The organism is Planktothrix tepida PCC 9214 (assembly GCF_900009145.1).
GTDB classification, from domain to species: Bacteria; Cyanobacteriota; Cyanobacteriia; order Cyanobacteriales; family Microcoleaceae; genus Planktothrix; species Planktothrix tepida.
In genome coordinates this window covers 57,543-74,153 of record NZ_LN889817.1, presented here as the reverse complement: position 1 = coordinate 74,153, position 16,611 = coordinate 57,543, and the positions used below count along the sequence as shown (strand labels likewise).

Below are 16,611 nucleotides of genomic sequence, written 5' to 3'. Positions count from 1 at the left end.
TGAATTTTCACTAACTAATATTTCTCTCAGATTGTTTTATCTTAATAGAGGTTACAAATATGCTACAATCAAGTGATAAAGTTAAAGTATCATCTATTTCATTCTTAGAATTTTCCGGTAGCCATCCTGAATTGTTGTTATCTCTTTTTACCAAAATGGGGATGCGACAAGTAGGATCATTTGGTGAAGCACCTGCTACTACACTGCATTGTCAAGGAGATATTCACTTTATATCTAATCCTGGATTTGGTGGTAATACTGAAATATTTCGTAGTATTCATGGTCGAGGTGCTAGTGCTATTGGTTTTAAGGTAGAAAACTCTCAACAAGCATTTACTCAAGCAATAGCTTTGGGTGCTATTGTCGCCGAAAAAACAGACTATTCTCTCCCAGCTATTCAAGGTGTAGGTGCTTCTCTTATTTATTTGGTCGATGATCAATTGGAGAAAAATTTATTTGCTTTATTTAATTATGAACGTACTAATAATATTAATCCTGCAACCTGTTTAGAACGAATAGATCATCTCACCCATAATCTCAATAAGGGTGGTGTAGAACGTATGCGTACTTTTTATGAAAAAATATTTGGTTTTGAACAAATCAAATCATTTCATATTCATGGGAAAAAAACAGGTTTATATAGTGAAGTGGTAGCAAGTCCTTGTCGGAGTGTAATTATTCCTCTGAATGAAACTAAAGACGATCAGTCACAAATTGCTGAGTTTATTCGTGAATATAATGGAGAAGGTATCCAACATATTGCTCTTGCTAGTAATAATATTTATCAAACAGTTACTGAATTATCGATGCAAGGCATTGAGTTTCAAGATACACCAGATACTTATTATGAGTTAATTGATCAGCGTTTACCAAACCATAGTGAAAATGTAGAAAAATTGCATAAACATAAAATTCTGGTTGACGGTGGGGAAGAACAGGGAGGAGGTTTTCTCTTACAAATCTTCACTAAAAATAGTATTGGTCCGATCTTTTTTGAATATATTCAGCGTAAAGGAAATAATGGTTTTGGGGAAGGAAATTTCCAGGCACTTTTTGATTCGATTGAATTAGATCAAGAACGTCGGGGGATTTTGAGTTGATTGTGACTCAAAGAAATGTGGGAAAATTGGGGTCGTGAAACAAAAATCTGTGGGATAGGGGGTTAAGTAGCATTCATGCAGAAAGTAACGCTAAGACCTGACAGTTAAACCTTCTGAATCAGAGGAACCTTAAATTATTGAAATTGCATTCATTCCGATTGAAATCAATTAAACTTTTCTCTCGGCAAATGAGTAGTTTTACTTACTAAATTGGGGTGAATTGTTCGTAGGAAATAAGAGGGAAAATAGTGCATTTTTTCCCTACTTTTCCCTACCTGTTTTTAGCCGTTTTTTGGGCTTGTGTGGAAAGAAAGAGTCAAAATGTAATTTTAATACTACAAATGTAACAAAAGCCAATGGAAAATTTTCCATTGACTCCTGTGTGATTATATGGAGAGTTGCAATAGGGGCTGCCCCCATTCCAAACCCGTAAAACTTATCCTGTGTGATTATATGGAGAGTTGCAATAGGGGCGAACGCCGACACTCGTGGAAAAAGTGCTTTCATCAACCGTCAAAGCTTTGCCTATTCAAAGGCAGTTAATTTCAATTCGGCAAGGATTCACACGCTACCCGTCTTTATTGTTATCAAGTTTGAATGGGTCGTTAAGGAACGCTCTTAAAACTTGCATTCGCCGCAGCTTGGGTTTTGAAGATAGTATTGATTACAATTGTGATGAATTTTCATAAACTGAATAAAAAGTTTCATACCACATATCCCTCTTCTGTCACTCTCCGAAAACTTTTGATATTTCTGGATTTTAGAGCTTTTGCAGGCTTTGCGATCGCAAGATTTATTTCTACTAACAAATACAAAAACTTCGTTTTTGTAATAGGATAGCTTGTATTGGCTGACTGATAAAGGTTTTAGAGATCGACCTCTCGGAGAGTGACAGAAGAGGGATATCCCTCTTCTGTCACTCTCCGAAATCAACAAGTAATAAAAAGTAGAGTTATCCATTGGGAAAATAAGATTGAAATTGATTAATATTCTCAATTAATTTATGAAAACCCACTAATAAATGGCGGTCGGGAAAAATATCTAGCCACGGGACAATCAACCACAATATAATAGTAGGCTGAATTATTAAACGCAGATTATTTAAAACATTTTTCCATCCCTCTTTGTGATTCCATTGTTGATGAGTTGAGCAATCGGTGGTGTTTTTTTTGCTCTCAGATTCTCGGGGACTGCCTTGACTTAAAGACCGGAAAACTTCGGAGTTGAAACTAATCATTAAATACACACAGAAAATGATTTCCCACCATTTTTCTATATCTGGAAAATCCGTCAACCGATAATCAGTCCAACCCAGTTCTTGTTTACATTGTCGAAATCCATATTCCACCCATGTTCTTAACCCGTATAAATTACCTAATGTCTTTTTCATCTGGCTTCTCTTCTCTGTTAAATTTGTCATGACAAACGAAGTTGATGTTTCTGGCATCGTTTCTGGATCTGTGGTAATTTCCCAATAGGTTCTTGTACTTCTTTTCCCAAATATGATTTCTCTAATATATCTGGTTTCTGATTCTTGATTGCTAAAAATCCTCTCAAATTTACACCATTTGTTGGCTCTAACTTTCTGCTCGCTTGACATCCAGACTCCATGATTACTTCTTATTGCTAGTACCCAAGGAATTTGAAATTGATCTAATGTACTGATAAACGAACTACTTTCACCATAAAGGCTATCTGCTAATACCAATTCAATCTGAAATCCCCAATCAACCAATTCTGTTAGAATTTCTGATGCGATTTCAATCTTAGTTTTGTAGACATCTCCTTCTTTTAATGTTCCTTTGGGTTTAAATACTCTAAACACTAAAGGAAAGGTTATATTTTTATAAACACCGTAAGCATTAACTGATACTATTCCCCGATCTGTTTTGCCCACACTTCCCAAGTATTGTCTAGCTATATAGTCGGTTTTTTTTCCCTTTCTCCTATCTCCTGTCTCATCAATTATTACTATAATCTTCTCTCCTTTCAATGCTTTTAGAGTTCGGGCTAATCTTCTTTCCTTTAATTCCCTTGCTGACCAAGGCGAATTGGCTAAGAAATGATGCAGTGATTGTGGCGACCTAATTCCTACTATTTTAGCAATTTCCGGTAAAGATTTTCTCGGAATTGGTGAGATAATTCCTAGATGTAAGTATTTAAAACATTCGTAACTTCTCACTTCTGGGAATAGGTCTTTATAACCTTGACAATATTCATCAATCACTGAAACTGTTGGTTGTGCATCTCGGGCTAAATGTTTGATCATCTGTAATTCTACATCCATTACCCTATCCCCCTTCTAGCTACCCATCTGGTTTATTTTCTAATTTTACTCCTCGGAGACTGACAGAAGAGGGATAAATTTTATAAAAATAGCTTTATACGATTTTTTGTGAAGCATCGCACAAAGCTATTTTTATCATATTTGAGTTAGAAATGATAGTGCTAAAGCAGAAGAACTATTGGGATACTAAAGCACAACAACAGAGATTAAATCGGACAACACAACCCACCAGAGCGTTGACTAAAGCGCGAGTTTTCTTGATAGTCTACGGGACAATCAATAACAACAGGAACCTCTTGATTTAAGGCTTCTTTAAGAATAGGAACAAAATCCGTTGTAGCTTCAACACGATATCCTTTTAACCCCATACTTTCAGCAAATTTAACAAAGTCAGGATTCCCAAATTTGATAAAACAAGATTCACCAAATTGATCATTTTGTTTCCATTCAATTAATCCATAACCGCCATCATTAAAGATTAAGGTAACAAACGGTGTTCCCACTCGTAAAGCGGTTTCTAATTCTTGATTATTCATCATAAATCCGCCATCTCCTGTCACCGCTACTATCTTGCGATCAGGATAAACTAATTTTGCCGCCACTGCACCGGGAATCGCAATTCCCATCGCAGCAAATCCATTAGAAATTAAACAAGTATTCGGACGTTCACAATGATAATGTCTCGCCATCCACATTTTATGAGCACCGACATCAGAAATCACAATATCTTCTGGGCCCATAACTTGACGCAAATCATAAATAATTTTTTGCGGTTTAATTGGAAATCCATTATCATTAGCATAATATTCGTAATCTTTGCGAATATCAGTTCTTAATTTTAAGGCATAGGGTTCAGCTTTTCCTGTGCGATCTGAACGTCTTAAAATTTCATGGAGAGAGTCAGAAATATCCCCAATAATTTCAGCAATCAGAATATAACTGCTATCAACTTCCGCAGGCGTTTCGCTAATATGAATAATGGGAACTTTGCCTTGGGGATTCCATTTTTTTGGGGAATATTCAATTAAATCATAGCCAACAGCAATGATTAAATCGGCTTTGTCAAACCCACAGCTAATATAATCCCGCAATTGTAATCCTGTTGTCCATAACGATAAAGGATGGGTATAAGGAATCACCCCTTTACCCATAAAGGTATTAACAACTGGAATATTAAGTTGGGTGGCAAATTCCGTGAAAGCTGCACAAGCATTGGCTCGAATTGCCCCATTTCCCACTAAAATTAAGGGGTTATTCGCTTTAGAAATTGCGATGGCAGCTTCATTCATACTTTGATAAGCGGAATAAACTTTTTCTCGCTTATCCTTTTTTAAAGGATAGCCTTCAACCGCCATATTAGCAATATTTTCTGGGAGATCAATATGCACGGCTCCTGGTTTTTCAGCTTGCGCTATTTTAAACGCTTTTCTGACAATTTCTGGGGTAATACTAGGGCGAACAATTTGAGCATTCCATTTCGTAACCGGAGCAAACATTGCCACTAAATCCAAATATTGATGGGATTCAATGTGCATTCGGTCGGTTCCCACTTGACCCGTAATTGCAACTAACGGTGCTCCATCTAAATTCGCATCAGCAACCCCTGTCATTAAATTGGTCGCTCCAGGGCCTAATGTTGATAAACAAACTCCGGCTCTTCCGGTTAAGCGACCATAAACATCTGCCATAAAAGCAGCACCTTGTTCATGGCGAGTTGTAATAAATTTGATCGAGGATGTTTTGAGGGATTCAAGAATTTGCATATTCTCTTCCCCAGGTACTCCAAAAATATACTCGACCCCTTCATTTTCCAAACATTTAACTAACAGTTGTGCTGTATTCATAATTTTCCAGAAAAATAGAACCCGAAACCTAAAACCCAAAACAATAAACCCGATAGAGCTTATACAGAAACTGACAAACCCGGTTGCGCCTGCCTTATTTCATCCAAACAGTTTTAATATTCACAAATTCGTGAATTCCTTGGATGCTCAATTCTCGTCCGTAACCGGAACGTTTGATGCCTCCAAAGGGTAAGCGCGGATCGGATTTAACTAAACCGTTAATAAACACTGCACCCGCTTCTAATTCTCGAATTAAACGCTCTTGTTCAGCTTGATTTGTTGTCCAAGCACTAGCACCTAAACCAAAAATGGTGCTATTAGCAAGGGTAATGGCTTCATCTAAAGAATTGACGCGGAAGATTAACGCCACCGGCCCAAAGAATTCTTCACTATAAGCAGGGGCTCCTTCAGGAATTTGGGTTAAAATAGTTGGCGGATAAAAATTCCCCGGACAATTTAGGGGTTGACCTCCAGTTAAAACTTTGGCTCCCAATTCAACACAACGTTGAACTTGATCATCCAACTCCATTAAAATATCTGGGGTTGCTAACGGCCCGACTTCGGTATCAGGTAACATCGGATCACCGATTTTTAAAGCTGCAAATTTTTCAGCCATACAACGTTCAAATTCATCGGCAATACTTGAGATTAAAATAAACCGTTTGGCTGCAATACAAGATTGCCCATTATTTAACATTCGTGCGGTAACGGCGGCTTCAACTGCTGCGTTTAAATCCGCACTTTCTAGCACAATAAACGGATCACTTCCGCCTAATTCTAGGACGGTTTTTTTAATATTTTGACCTGCCAACGAAGCTAAACTTGCACCTGCGGGTTCACTTCCGGTTAAGGTTCCCGCTTTGACGCGATCATCGGTAATAATTTGGGCGACTTTATTAGAACCGACTAATAAGGTTTGAAACACCCCGTCAGGAAATCCAGCGTTTTGGAAAATTTCCGCAATGGCTAAGGCGCATTGAGGCACGTTAGAAGCGTGTTTGAGTAAACCGACATTTCCCGCCATTAAAGCAGGCGCGGCAAAACGAAACACTTGCCAGAAGGGGAAATTCCAAGGCATGACTGCTAAAATTGCCCCTAGGGGTTCATAGGAAACAAAGCTGTTACTGGCGTCACTGGAGACGGGAACATCCGCTAAAAATTGGGCTGCATTTTCCGCATAATAACGACAAACGGAGGCACTTTTTTTCGCTTCTGCGATCGCGGCAGTAATGGGTTTCCCCATTTCCAAGGTCATGATTTTGGCGTAGGTTTCGGCGTTTTCTTCTAACAGGTTAGCTGCGTTTTGCATCCATTGCGATCGAGTATCAAAGGATATTCGCCGATAGTCTCTAAAGGCACGATCCGCTAGAGCTAAAGCGTTCTCAATTTCGGCATCCGTCAAGGCGGTAAAGGTTTTGACTGTTTCGCCTGTTGCCGGGTTAATTGTAGCAATGCCCATAATTGATTTTTTAGTTTTAAGTTAGAATTAAAGTTTTACTTTTTTTATGGTAACGCTTTAAAACTCTCTATTTTCACGGAAGGGATGACTCATCCACTACTTGATACAAAACTGAACAATACTATAACTAAATTCAAGGTTCTTAACAATATGAATAAAAGTTTAATAGAGAAAATTAAAAAGCCACAGTACCCATTGAACTCTTAGGAGAAAAATTCTGATTTGAACATCATCCTGATCATGAAAAAAAGAGATATTGCTCTCAATTTTCACTGTTTAAAGTTCATCGATGAAGGAGAGGAGTAAAAAGCTGGGTTTGCTGTAATCTGCGTCACCAGATTGCCACTTTTTAGGTTTACCTTGAATTTCAGTAACAAAACAGTTATCTGTTCAATTCTGAGTTAGGAAACCGAATCAAGATGAATTATTCTTTAAATCTGCGTTCCCTCTTTCGCCCAACCGTTAGTATCGTGACGGTGACGCTGTTAAGCGGGTTGAGTTTAGTCGGTTGTAATTCTAATCAACCTACGGTGAAAACGGTTCCAGCGACTCCTCAAATTCAAAACTCTGTTACACCTAGTAATAATACTTCGTCAGCGACGCTGAAAAATTTACAAGCCGCTTATAATGGGGAATCTAACGCCCATGCTCGTTATCTTGCTTTTTCCCAAAAAGCAACTGATGAAGGATATCTGCAAGTTGCTGCTTTATTTCAAGCTGCGGCGGATGCAGAAGCAATTCATGCGGCTAATCATGGCGCAGTGATTCGGAAATTGGGTGTCACACCTGAAGCAAAAATTGAAACTCCCACTGTGAAATCAACGGCTGAAAATTTGCAAGAAGCCATTAAGGGAGAATCCTATGAACGACATACTATGTATCCCCAATTTATTGAACAAGCGCGTGCTGAAGGAAATCAAGATGCAGTTGTTACCTTTACCTACGCGATTGATGCGGAAAAGCAACACGCTAATTTATATACTCAAGCGAAGGATAATTTAGGCCAGTGGCAAGAAGCTAAAATGACATTTTATGTCTGTCCTCAATGTGGTTATACAACCAATACTTTAGGGTTTACCAATTGTCCCGATTGTAATACGGCGGAAAATCTTTTCTTGAGTGTTGCTTAGAGGTTTAAGCTATTTTTTTATTACTGCATTTTGAAATTTTACTGATGTAGAGATGTTGCTGGAAACGTCTCTACATAGTTCTCAGGATTGAACTCTAAAATTTATAGGTTAATTATGAACCGTCGTACTTTTTTAGCTTGGGTCAGTGTGGGAAGTTTAGCGAGTTTCTTTCCTGTTGCTTTAGCCGCTTGTTCTAACTCTAAAAAATCGTCAAATCTTGTCACTCGCCCTGATCAGTTTATCCAAGTGGGAACCCTTCAAGAACTCGATGAACAGGGATCTATTTTAAATTCTCAAATTCCTGTTTTAATTATTCGTAATCCCAACAATCCCCAGGAGATTTCTGCTGTTAATCCCACTTGTCCCCATTTAGATTGTGTTGTGCAATGGGAAGCGAGTAAAAAAGAATTTGGATGTCCTTGTCATGCGTCCCAATTTACCCCAGATGGTGCAGTGATTAAAGGGCCGGCTGATCGAGGATTAAAACGTTATCTAGCTAAACTAGAAGGGAATATCGTTTTAGTCAAACCCAGTTAATCCAAATTTAACGGAGAGGGAATTGGGTGTGGAAATTAATGACTGATATTCAAGATCAAAAAGTTTGTTATAATAGAAAAAGTTGATTTTTCAAAAAGTTATTAACGATTCGGGTGCTAAGGATTAATAAAATCACGATTCACAGTTCAATTATGATTGCCGTAATCTAAACCACTTAATAACAATTTTTGTCCTGATAAATTTAACTCAAATTATAGTTGGTTTGATGATAATATGGCAGTCTTGGTAGAATCATAACTCTTAAAACTGATATCAGCATTAAATTCTGCATTCATGTATACCTCATCTAATTCCCTAACATCCCTTTTAGAATCTCGATTTACAGGAAATCCTCAAAGTGCTTTCTGGGGTGAGCTTTTGAGTAATAGTGGTTATTTTTTAATTTTAAAAAGTCTCTCTAATATTATTTCTAAAAGTTGGATTGAGTATTTAACTGACCCAACAGAATATTTATTAATTGTAGCCATGTTAGTACAAGCCTGGGTTCTCTCTCGTCCAAAAACCCATCGATTTTGGGGAAATTTAGTCGGGGTTAGTTTGTACACAGTCCTGGATTTACCTTATGATGGATTAGAGTTTTTAAAAGAACCTATTCATATTGTATTCTTAATTTTTTCTTTCCTCATTGCTACGCTTCAAGGATTAAGGTTTCATAGCAATTTAAAAGCAGATTGGTTATTCTTTCCTCTGGAAAGTATTACCCGAACTTTAATGATTATTGCTTTTTATATTGTTGTTGAGATTTCTGTGGATTCTGATCAATTATATTGGCAAACATTTCTGAATTTTCTGCAAAGCAAAACTCATTTATTTTTGACTTTAAGTATGATTTTAATTGGGCTACTTTTAGGGTTACAAGCCTTTCAACTATCCCAACAACGATATCAGCTTCAACAAACAGCTAGATTATTAGGAAATATGGCAGAGTGGGGGATGGGAAGTTATATGGTTACAACAGCGTTAAATAATCCTGAAGCCTTAGCCTTTCAACAATGCGATCGCACAATTTTATTTATGGATATTCGGGGCTTTACTCAATGGTGTGAAGAAAAACAACCGGATATTGCTGCCCAGGTTTTAAACCATTATTATCAAATGGTAGAACCAGAAGTTGCACGATATCATCCCTTAAAAATGACCCTAGCTGGGGATGAAATTATGGCGATTTATGCTACCCCCCAACAAGGCATTCAAGCGGCTCAAGCTATGCAAAAAGCCGCTAAAAATAGCTTGAATTCCTATGGTTTGGGAGCAGGTTGTAGCGTTCATTGTGGGGAAGTGATTGAGGGATTATTTGGCGGAAAGGAAGTCAGAACTTACACCGTTATTGGAGATGTGGTGAATACGGGTAAACGTTTAGAAGGCATTACTCCGGCTGGAGAAATTACTCTTTCGGATACCCTGTATCAAGCTTTAAATCGGAAACTCAAGGTTGAACCTTGTGATCCAATTTTTGTTAAAGGTAAAGTTGAACCTTTAATTGCTTGGCGTTTAAGTTCCTCTTAATGCGTGTAAAAAGAGGGATCATGGACTCCCAGACGCAACCAACGCTGTTCTCGGAAACTTGCTGAGATTCGATTTGAGGAATTCTGGAGGAACTGGAAACTTTAATCCAAATTAATGCCTATCAGCAATTGAAACAAATACATGGTAAGAAAGAAGTTATGTTAAGAAATGTTCAAAGGATTGGGAATTGGGCGTTGAGAGGATATCTCAAGAACCAATTCGTTGTAAACGATACTATCCATTTAGGTTAGGCTATGGATTTTTCGACTCTTGCAGCGCAGTTAAACGCTGGGATTATTTGGCCAGAGGGGATTGTGATCATAACCCTCTTGGTGGTGTTAGTCGGTGATTTGATTGTTGGGCGCGTTCAATCTTCCCAATGGACGCCTTATGCGGCGATCGCAGGTTTACTGCTTTCGGTTGGGGTGTTGTACACTCAATGGGATACAACCAATACCATCGCCTTTTTAGGCAGTTTCAATGGGGATGATCTCAGTATCGTCTTTCGGGGAATTATTGCCCTGTCTTCAGCCGTCACGATTTTAATGTCCATTCGCTACGTTGAACAAACGGGAACCGCCTTAGCAGAATTTATCGCCATTCTATTAACTGCAACTTTAGGGGCGATGTTCCTGTCCGGGGCGAATGAATTAGTCACCATTTTTGTTTCGTTGGAAACCCTGAGTATCTCCTCTTATTTATTAACGGGATATACCAAACGTGACCCCCGTTCTAACGAAGCCGCATTGAAATATCTGTTAATTGGGGCTGCGAGTTCCGCCGTATTTCTCTATGGTTTATCCCTATTATATGGACTGTCGGGAGGCAAAACCAATTTAACTGAAATTGCCAACGTTTTAGCGACTTCTAGCGGTGAATCTCTCGGCGTTGTCATCGCTTTAGTCTTCGTCATTGCTGGAATTTCCTTTAAAATTTCGGCTGTTCCCTTTCACCAATGGACACCGGACGTTTACGAAGGTTCACCCACCCCCGTTGTGGCGTTTTTATCCGTGGGTTCCAAAACCGCCGGGTTTGCCCTGGCCATTCGCTTACTGATTAACGCTTTTCCGTCCGTCGCCGATGAATGGCGCTTTGTATTCACCGCTTTAGCCCTCCTGAGTATGATCTTAGGAAACGTAGTGGCGCTCGCTCAAACCAGCATGAAACGGATGTTAGCTTATTCATCTATTGCCCAAGCTGGGTTTGTGATGATTGGGTTAATTGCTGGAACAGAAGCCGGATATTCCAGCATGGTATTTTACCTGTTGATTTATCTGTTTATGAACTTAGGCGGGTTCATTTGTGTGATTCTCTTCTCCCTGAGAACGGGAACAGATCAAATTAGTGAATATAGTGGGTTATATCAAAAAGATCCCCTATTAACCCTGTGTTTAAGTATTTGTCTATTATCCTTGGGTGGTATTCCTCCCTTAGCTGGATTTTTTGGCAAAATTTATCTGTTTTGGGCAGGTTGGCAAGCGGGTTTATACGCCTTAGTTTTGTTAGGGTTAGTCACCAGTGTCGTCTCGATTTATTATTACATTCGCGTTGTGAAAATGATGGTGGTGAAAGAGCCCCAAGAAATGTCAGATGCGGTGAAAAATTATCCGGCTATGCAATGGAATTTACCCGGAATGCGTCCTCTACAAGTGGGTTTAGTGTTAACTTTGGTCGCGACTTCGTTATCAGGTATTTTATCGAATCCGTTATTTACCTTATCAAGCGATGCGATTACCCATACTCCGATGTTTAAAAACGCATTGGTGAAAACCAAAACCGTTGCTAATCTGACAACATCTCCTATCATTACCAAACGGAAGTAATTTTAACTTCTGAATTTCTCGGCTACCCCCCTTTTATATTTTAGGGGGGTTTATAATAGGAATTTAAGGTTAAGGATAAAACTATGGGATTATCATCTTCTACATTACCTGTTAATATTCCCTCAACAATTCAATTAATCGTTACTCCTGAACAATTTAGGGAAATTGCGATCGCAAACCGAGATTTAAAATTAGAACGTACTACCACGGGAGAATTAATTGTTATACCTCCCACGGGAAGTGATACCGGAGCTAAAAATTCCGATATTAATGGTCAATTATGGTTATGGAATCATCAAACAAAATTAGGAAAAACCTTTGATTCTTCAACTGGGTTTCACCTTCCTAATGGTGCTGATCGTTCTCCTGATGCAGCTTGGATACGTCAAGATCGATGCCTTGTTCGCAACGAGACGCTGGGAATAAATACACAATGGGAGGATCTGCCTCCTCTATTTCATTTATGGGTAGAACCTAAAAACTAGAAAAAAGCCAATAATACTCAAGTTTGATTCAAAATTTCTAAAAACTCTTGCACTACTTTATTTGCTTCTTTTATACATTGCTCCGAGCTATAATACTTAACTACAGAGATGCTATGATAATTATCGATATGAGTTAAATGCTCATTCCAATTTTTTCGATCATTATCTAATTTCAAATCTTCAATATTAAGAATTCCCCACTTTCCTCGATCACAAATTAGAAAGTCTGTTTCTTGATTGTATCTCCCCTCTTTAGTTGTTAATCTTACCTTGGATTTAGGTAAAAATATTACCCCCGTTTGATCGAGTGCTACGGCAATTTTTACTTCTGCTTCTGAGGAAAATTGCAAACCTTTCCAACAGTAAATTTTATTATCCCCATTGTGGAAAATTTGTTGATGATGTTCTATATCTGAGCGTAAATCCTCTAATTCAGTAACTTCTGGTTCAGACACGAGATCTAATGATGAATCACTTGAACTTGAATAAAATTTATTTAAGTTATTTAAGTTATTTAAGTTATTTAAGTTAGTAATTAATAGGGGAGTTTCACTTAAATTGCCAATACTTAAACTGGCTCCATTTAATTCGGCTCCACTCAGATTAATCTCAATCAATCGATATCGATTCCGAGATAAATTAACTTCCTCTCGCTTCAAGTATCTCCTCACAACTGACTTGAGATTATCTTTTTTAACTTTTTCCCCAAAAGCTTCAGAAAGTCGCTTCCAAAGTTTTGATCCGACATCTTTAATATACTCATAATCATATTCAGTTAAAGTAGAAATTTCTCGATAGGATTTTCCTTCCCAAACATGGCGAAAAACAATCTCTTGGACTTTATTTAAGCCTCGATCATCTAGCACCATCTCTGTAATTGTTAGGGCTTCATCAACAGTCATAGGTCAAAAATTATTGCAAGTAGAGTATAAAATTCTATATAAAAAACAAGAATTGTAAAATTCTACTTAAGACTGAGACTAATTTTAGCATAAGTTATCAGAATTTATGACTTTTTTATGACTTTTTTATGACTTTTTCTCACTGACAAAACAAATTCAACAGGGGTAAAGTAAGTATATATACATGAACAGAGTTAATTACTTCGGTTAGTGATCATTACTGTTTCATCAATATTCACCTAGAAATACTACATCCGAGTCAAGACTTTAACCCAGCATGACACGGAGTAGGGTTTAGCTTTATTGCTAATACAAATTTAATTAGTCAGACTAAGGGGAAAAAACTAATGTTGCGTAAAATCATAACCTGTCTATCTGTACTATTTAGTATTATATTTGTCTCTCCTTCTGGATTGGCTCAACAACAGTGGGTGTTAATAGAACGTGGTAATCAGGGTACAGAATTATTTATTGATAAGTCTTCTATAAAACGTTTTGCAAATGGAAATAGAAGGGGAAATGCTGTTGTTTACTTACAATATATGAGGAATGAAAGAGAAAATACAAAAATCTATACTGTATTGTTAGTGGATTGTGAGGCATCAATGTTTGCTATTTTCAGCCAAAAAATTTACGAGCTTAATAGTGGTCGCTTATTAGAAAGCGTAGATTATGGAGACAATCCAAAAATAGAACCCTTACGGAAGAATACTATATTAGAAAGTGGAGCTATTTTTGCTTGTACAGGTCGTCAATAAAATGTTAGTTGATTGAGTCTTTATTTGTGCCCAATTAAAAAGGATAAAGCTGATGTTTCGTAAAATTATAGCATCTCTTTGTGTACTATTTAGTTTTACAGTTGTCTCTCCCCCTGGATTGACTCAACAACAGTGGGTATTAATAGGGTATGGGAACAACAATGAAGAACTTTTTGTTGATAGAGCTTCTATACGGGGTTATTCAGGGAGAGGTGGAAGCGTTGTTGTTTACTTGCAATATATAAAGGATGAAAGAGAAAATAGAAAATACTATTATTCTACGTTAGTAGATTGTCAGACATTTATGTTTGCTATTATTAACCTAACAACCTATGAATTTAATAGTGGTCGTTTATTAGAAAGCGTAGATTATGGAGGCAATGCAGAAATGAAACCTTTAATCAAAGATAGTTTAGGACAAAAAGCTGCTATTTTGGCTTGTAAAAAATAATAATAAATAGGGCTAAATGTCTTTTTGTTGAGATTAAATTAGTTTTCTAACTTGTAAATATACACTGGAAAATAGAAACGATAAATAAAAAAGTTGGTGCGTGCGCTGCGCTTACGCACCCTACGGATTGTTAATTTTAATTAAATAAACGAGATTCTTCTTCAAATACTTCTTGCCAAGATAAAGAGATTAACGAGCATTTTTTACCCATTTCACCCTCAGCATCTTTAATGGCTCGTTTAAAACATTGTTCCCAAATAGAATTAATAAAATTTAGGTTTAAACTGGGAACTTCTTCTTGAATATCAGCTAGATTCAATTAAAACCGCTAACCCTTCTGTTGCTTCCATCCATTTTTTCTCCTGTAATAAGTCTTGAACAGCGATCGCAGCTAAATATTCAGAACTCGCAGCCAACCATTCCCAATCTTCTGAGGTTCGCATTTTTTCCCTAATAAAAATTAATTAGAAAACACACTTTTGATTTTATGTCAAGTTTTTAAAATTGAACTTAACATTTCTATTCAATTTAACAAAATGTTGCTCAAAATTTAAGAATCATTGCAATTAAACAACATTATTATTGTTTTAGTGTCAAAATAAATCCTAAAATAGAAATTAAATTGCGATCGCTAAGTATAAATACGACTAGCGATTGGCACAATTTCTGAGAACATAAACAAGGCTATCCTAATCACCCATCAACGGAGAAAGACACTATGAAATTGGCTTATTGGATGTATGCTGGCCCTGCCCATATTGGAACCCTTCGCATCGCCAGTTCTTTCAAAAATGTTCACGCCATCATGCACGCCCCTTTAGGGGATGATTACTTCAACGTGATGCGGTCTATGTTAGAACGGGAACGGGACTATACCCCGGTGACAGCTAGTGTTGTAGATCGTAACGTTTTAGCACGGGGATCTCAAGAAAAAGTTGTTGATAATATTGTTAGAAAAGATCAAGAAGAACATCCCGATTTAATTGTCTTAACTCCCACTTGTACGTCCAGTATTTTACAAGAAGATTTACAAAATTTTGTCGAACGCGCTCAACTGGATGCCAAAGGCGATGTTATGTTAGCGGATGTTAATCATTATCGCGTGAATGAACTGCAAGCCGCTGACCGGACGTTACAACAAATCGTTCAATTTTATATTGAAAAAGCTAAGAAAAAAGGCGATTTACCCGAAGGCAAAACCGAAAAACCTTCTGTTAATATTATTGGAATGTCTACCCTGGGTTTCCATAACCAACATGACTGCACCGAATTAAAACGGTTAATGGCAGATTTAGGCATTGAAGTTAATGAAGTGATTCCCGAAGGAGCATCGGTTCATAACTTAAAAAACCTACCTCGTGCTTGGTTTAATTTAGTTCCTTATCGAGAATTAGGGTTAATGGCAGCCGGATATTTACAAGCGGAATTCGGTACTCCTTTTGTGGATATTACGCCGATGGGTGTGGTAGAAACAGCCCGTTGTATTCGCAAAATTCAACAAGTGATTAATGCTCAAGGGGCTAATGTTGATTATAGCGAATATATTGATAATCAAACCCTGTATGTTTCCCAAGCTGCTTGGTTTTCTCGTTCCATTGACTGTCAGAATTTAACCGGAAAAAAAGCTGTTGTTTTTGGGGATAATACCCACGCTGCGGCGATGACAAAAATTCTCGCGCGGGAGATGGGAATTCATGTTGTTTGTGCGGGAACTTATTGCAAATATGATACAGATTGGTTTAAGGAACAAGTGAGTGAATATTGCGATGAAGTTCTCATCAGTGATGATAACGCTCAAATTGGAGATATGATTGCCCGCATTGAACCTTCTGCTATTTTTGGAACCCAAATGGAACGCCATGTTGGGAAACGTTTAGATATTCCCTGCGGTGTTATTGCCTCCCCCATTCATATTCAAAATTTCCCCATCGGTTATAAACCCTTTTTAGGCTATGAAGGTACGAATCAAATTACCGATTTAATCTATAATTCCTTTACGTTGGGGATGGAAGATCACCTATTAGAAATCTTCGGCGGACACGATACAAAAGAAGTGATTACCAAAGGAATTTCGGCGGATTCTGATTTGAATTGGACGAAAGAAGCTCAAGCCGAACTGAATAAAGTTCCGGGGTTTGTTCGGGGTAAAGTTAAACGCAATACCGAAAAATTTGCCCGTGAACGCGGTTTAAATGAAATTTCTTTAGAAGTGATGTATGCGGCAAAAGAAGCCGTTGGAGCTTAATTTTCTATTCTGTAGGGTGGGCTATGCCCACCTTTTTTTGTTACAATTTAAATAAAGGTGCAA

At 37.6% G+C, this 16,611-nt stretch carries 15 protein-coding genes; 9 read left to right on the top strand and 6 right to left on the bottom strand.

Annotation, left to right across the window (positions count from 1 at the left end; genetic code table 11):
• Positions 1–59 precede the first annotated feature (59 nt).
• On the top strand, positions 60–1,100 hold the full coding sequence (gene hppD / locus PL9214_RS28525) for a 4-hydroxyphenylpyruvate dioxygenase (protein ID WP_072722686.1): 1,041 nt from the start codon (positions 60–62) through the stop codon (positions 1,098–1,100).
• A gap of 952 nt (positions 1,101–2,052) precedes the next feature.
• Here hppD and PL9214_RS28515 read toward each other — a convergent pair.
• The 3 genes from PL9214_RS28515 to PL9214_RS28505 all read right to left on the bottom strand — a co-directional run bounded on the left by PL9214_RS28515 (position 2,053) and on the right by PL9214_RS28505 (position 6,690).
• Positions 2,053–3,387, bottom strand: coding sequence for an IS701 family transposase (locus tag PL9214_RS28515; RefSeq protein ID WP_072718077.1), 1,335 nt, complete (start codon positions 3,385–3,387; stop codon positions 2,053–2,055).
• Between the two features lie 206 nt (positions 3,388–3,593).
• Positions 3,594–5,231: an acetolactate synthase large subunit gene (locus PL9214_RS28510; protein WP_072722684.1), complete on the bottom strand. Its 1,638-nt coding sequence runs from the start codon at positions 5,229–5,231 to the stop codon at positions 3,594–3,596.
• Between the two features lie 94 nt (positions 5,232–5,325).
• Positions 5,326–6,690, bottom strand: a complete 1,365-nt coding sequence (locus tag PL9214_RS28505; RefSeq protein WP_072722683.1) for an NAD-dependent succinate-semialdehyde dehydrogenase — start codon at positions 6,688–6,690, stop codon at positions 5,326–5,328.
• A gap of 419 nt (positions 6,691–7,109) precedes the next feature.
• On the opposite strand from PL9214_RS28505, the gene PL9214_RS28500 reads away from it, so the two are divergent.
• The 5 genes from PL9214_RS28500 to PL9214_RS28480 all read left to right on the top strand — a co-directional run bounded on the left by PL9214_RS28500 (position 7,110) and on the right by PL9214_RS28480 (position 12,192).
• On the top strand, positions 7,110–7,820 hold the full coding sequence (locus tag PL9214_RS28500) for a rubrerythrin family protein (RefSeq protein WP_072722682.1): 711 nt from the start codon (positions 7,110–7,112) through the stop codon (positions 7,818–7,820).
• 114 nt (positions 7,821–7,934) lie between these two features.
• Positions 7,935–8,357 (top strand): QcrA and Rieske domain-containing protein, encoded by a 423-nt coding sequence (locus PL9214_RS28495; RefSeq protein ID WP_072722681.1) that lies wholly within the window; start codon positions 7,935–7,937, stop codon positions 8,355–8,357.
• A 294-nt stretch (positions 8,358–8,651) separates the two neighbouring features.
• The gene (locus tag PL9214_RS28490) at positions 8,652–9,884 is read left to right on the top strand and encodes an adenylate/guanylate cyclase domain-containing protein (RefSeq protein WP_072722680.1); all 1,233 of its coding nucleotides are present in this window, start codon (positions 8,652–8,654) and stop codon (positions 9,882–9,884) included.
• Between the two features lie 254 nt (positions 9,885–10,138).
• Entirely contained in the window at positions 10,139–11,707 is a 1,569-nt protein-coding gene (locus PL9214_RS28485) for an NAD(P)H-quinone oxidoreductase subunit N (RefSeq protein ID WP_072722679.1), read from the top strand.
• An 83-nt stretch (positions 11,708–11,790) separates the two neighbouring features.
• A complete protein-coding gene (locus PL9214_RS28480) occupies positions 11,791–12,192 on the top strand; it encodes a Uma2 family endonuclease (protein WP_083580237.1) in 402 nt (133 codons plus the stop codon).
• 17 nt (positions 12,193–12,209) lie between these two features.
• Here PL9214_RS28480 and PL9214_RS28475 read toward each other — a convergent pair whose 3' ends face one another.
• Entirely contained in the window at positions 12,210–13,094 is an 885-nt protein-coding gene (locus PL9214_RS28475) for a helix-turn-helix domain-containing protein (RefSeq protein ID WP_072722678.1), read from the bottom strand.
• A gap of 347 nt (positions 13,095–13,441) precedes the next feature.
• Here PL9214_RS28475 and PL9214_RS28470 point away from each other — a divergent pair, with 347 nt between their 5' ends.
• Both PL9214_RS28470 and PL9214_RS28465 read left to right on the top strand, forming a co-directional pair.
• Positions 13,442–13,852, top strand: a complete 411-nt coding sequence (locus tag PL9214_RS28470) for a surface-adhesin E family protein (protein ID WP_072722677.1) — start codon at positions 13,442–13,444, stop codon at positions 13,850–13,852.
• A 52-nt stretch (positions 13,853–13,904) separates the two neighbouring features.
• The gene (locus PL9214_RS28465; protein ID WP_072722676.1) at positions 13,905–14,303 is read left to right on the top strand and encodes a surface-adhesin E family protein; all 399 of its coding nucleotides are present in this window, start codon (positions 13,905–13,907) and stop codon (positions 14,301–14,303) included.
• Between the two features lie 136 nt (positions 14,304–14,439).
• On the opposite strand, the gene PL9214_RS32535 is transcribed toward PL9214_RS28465, so the two are convergent.
• Together PL9214_RS32535 and PL9214_RS32530 are read right to left on the bottom strand one after the other, a co-directional pair.
• On the bottom strand, positions 14,440–14,622 hold the full coding sequence (locus tag PL9214_RS32535) for a hypothetical protein (protein ID WP_072722675.1): 183 nt from the start codon (positions 14,620–14,622) through the stop codon (positions 14,440–14,442).
• The gene (locus tag PL9214_RS32530; protein WP_242048842.1) at positions 14,609–14,746 is read right to left on the bottom strand and encodes a hypothetical protein; all 138 of its coding nucleotides are present in this window, start codon (positions 14,744–14,746) and stop codon (positions 14,609–14,611) included. The genes PL9214_RS32535 and PL9214_RS32530 overlap by 14 nt, the downstream gene beginning before the upstream one ends.
• A 275-nt stretch (positions 14,747–15,021) precedes the next feature.
• On the opposite strand from PL9214_RS32530, the gene bchB reads away from it, so the two are divergent.
• A complete protein-coding gene (gene bchB, locus PL9214_RS28455) occupies positions 15,022–16,548 on the top strand; it encodes a ferredoxin:protochlorophyllide reductase (ATP-dependent) subunit B (RefSeq protein ID WP_072722674.1) in 1,527 nt (508 codons plus the stop codon).
• The last annotated feature ends 63 nt before the right edge of the window (positions 16,549–16,611 follow it).